Source organism: Pseudomonas sp. TNT2022 ID1044, assembly GCF_028656895.1.
Lineage (GTDB): Bacteria > Pseudomonadota > Gammaproteobacteria > Pseudomonadales > Pseudomonadaceae > Aquipseudomonas > Aquipseudomonas reinekei.
This window is the reverse complement of the sequence record NZ_JAMDHB010000046.1, coordinates 1-1,927: the sequence shown is the minus strand read 5'-3', so window position 1 is coordinate 1,927 and position 1,927 is coordinate 1. Positions and strand designations below refer to the sequence as shown.

1 protein-coding gene is annotated in these 1,927 nt (G+C 59.0%); it reads left to right on the top strand.

Features of this window, described 5'->3' with window-relative positions; all coding sequences use genetic code 11:
• Window positions 1-432 precede the first annotated feature (432 nt).
• A complete protein-coding gene (gene ltrA / locus M5G20_RS30005; RefSeq protein WP_273922115.1) occupies window positions 433-1,854 on the top strand; it encodes a group II intron reverse transcriptase/maturase in 1,422 nt (473 codons plus the stop codon).
• The last annotated feature ends 73 nt before the right edge of the window (window positions 1,855-1,927 follow it).

Sequence of the window (1,927 nt, the reverse complement as noted above, 5' to 3'; positions counted from 1 at the left end):
TTATTGGTGCGCCAGGCATGGCGCGTTGCGCGAAGCGCAACCAGCTTGGCTGTGGTGGCCACGCTGATGACTTGGAGGTGAAAGTCCTCTACACACCCGGCAAGGGGAAGTGTTAGCCAGAGGCAAGGGTGTCGCGGGCGACTGCGAATCTGAAGGAAGCCCGAGGCAAAATGCTGGCCTGACGAACAGGAAGCGGATAGAGGCGGCGCAGCGGGGTAAGAAGGCCAATATCTTCAAAGCCCAATACTTGCACGGAACGCTGTGACGTAGATCCGACAGGCATAAGCAGGAAGGTCGCGCGAATTACCCTGGGAGATCTGTAGGTTTGCCACTGTGCTACCGAGCGTCGAGAGGCGACGGGATGAACCTGCAGAAGTCAGCCGAGGCCGTAGTAAGTGGCGAATAACCCCGCCACCAAGGGCCGAACAGGTTATGCCGCCAGTAGGCATCAGAGTCTCGTCGAATGCTGAAACGCAGAATATTCTCCAAGAGGAAACTGTTACCCCAGGTCCCGGACGGTATCCGAGGATGACGGCTGACAGGGCGCAAGCATCGACGGCGTCTGTGACGTGGACGAACGCGGAGCCGGACACGCTGATGGCGCGGGTGCTTGCACCCGCCAACCTTAAGCGTGCGTATCAACGCGTAGTCAGCAACAAGGGCGCACCGGGTGCCGATGGCATGACGGTCGACCAATTGGCAGGCTACGTGAAACAGTATTGGCCGATCCTCAAGACTCGGTTGCTGGCCGGCGAGTATCACCCGCAAGGTGTACGCGCCGTCGACATCCCCAAACCCAAAGGCGGCACAAGACAGCTGGGTATCCCCAGTGTCGTGGATCGCCTGATCCAGCAGGCGCTGCTGCAACAGCTCACGCCAATCTTCGACCCTCTGTTTTCGGACCACAGCTACGGCTTTCGTCCGGGCAGAAGCGCTCATCAAGCTATCGAAACCGCCCGCGCCCATGTGGCGGCGGGACACCGCTGGTGCGTGGAACTCGATCTGGAGAAGTTCTTTGATCGGGTCAACCACGATGTATTGATGGCCTACATCGAGCGTCAAATCGAAGATAAACGTGTGCTTATGCTGATCCGTCGTTATCTCGAAGCGGGAATGATGTCGGGCGGGATCACCAGCCGACGGCAGGAAGGCACGCCGCAAGGCGGCCCGCTCTCACCGTTGTTGTCGAACATCCTGCTCAATGAACTCGACCGCGAGCTGGAACGGCGGGGCCATCGCTTTGTACGCTATGCCGACGACGCCAATATTTATGTGCGCAGTCGTCGTGCTGGCGAGCGAGTGCTGGTCAGGGTTGAGCGCTTCCTGAATCAACGCCTGAAACTGACGTTGAATCAGGAAAAGAGCCGAGTAGCACGGCCGTGGGCGTGTGATTACTTGGGTTACGGGATGAGCCTGCATAAACAGCCGAGGCTGAAAGTAGCTACGATGAGCCTGAATCGCTTGCGCGATCGGCTCAGAGAACTGCTGCGCGGAGCGCGGGGCCACAAGATGGCAAGCGTCATTGAGCGGATTAACCCGGTGCTACGTGGTTGGGCGGGTTACTTCAAGCTCAGCCAGAGCAACCGCCCCCTTGAGGAGTTGGATGGCTGGATGCGCCGTAAACTTCGCTGTGTCACTTGGCGTCAATGGAAGCAGCGCCCAACGAGGGCGCGCAGCCTGATACGTCTGGGGGTCAGCGAAGCACGGGCCTGCAAATCAGCGTTCAACGGGCGCGGGCCATGGTGGAACTCGGGAGCGTCACATATGAATCACGCGCTGCCGAAGAAGCTGTGGGACAGCCTGGGGCTGGTCTCAATACTGGATACGATAAAACGGCTTAACCGCATAACCTGAACCGCCGTATACGGATCCGTACGTACGGTGGTGTGAGAGGACGGCGGATGTAAATCCGCCTCCTACTCGATCC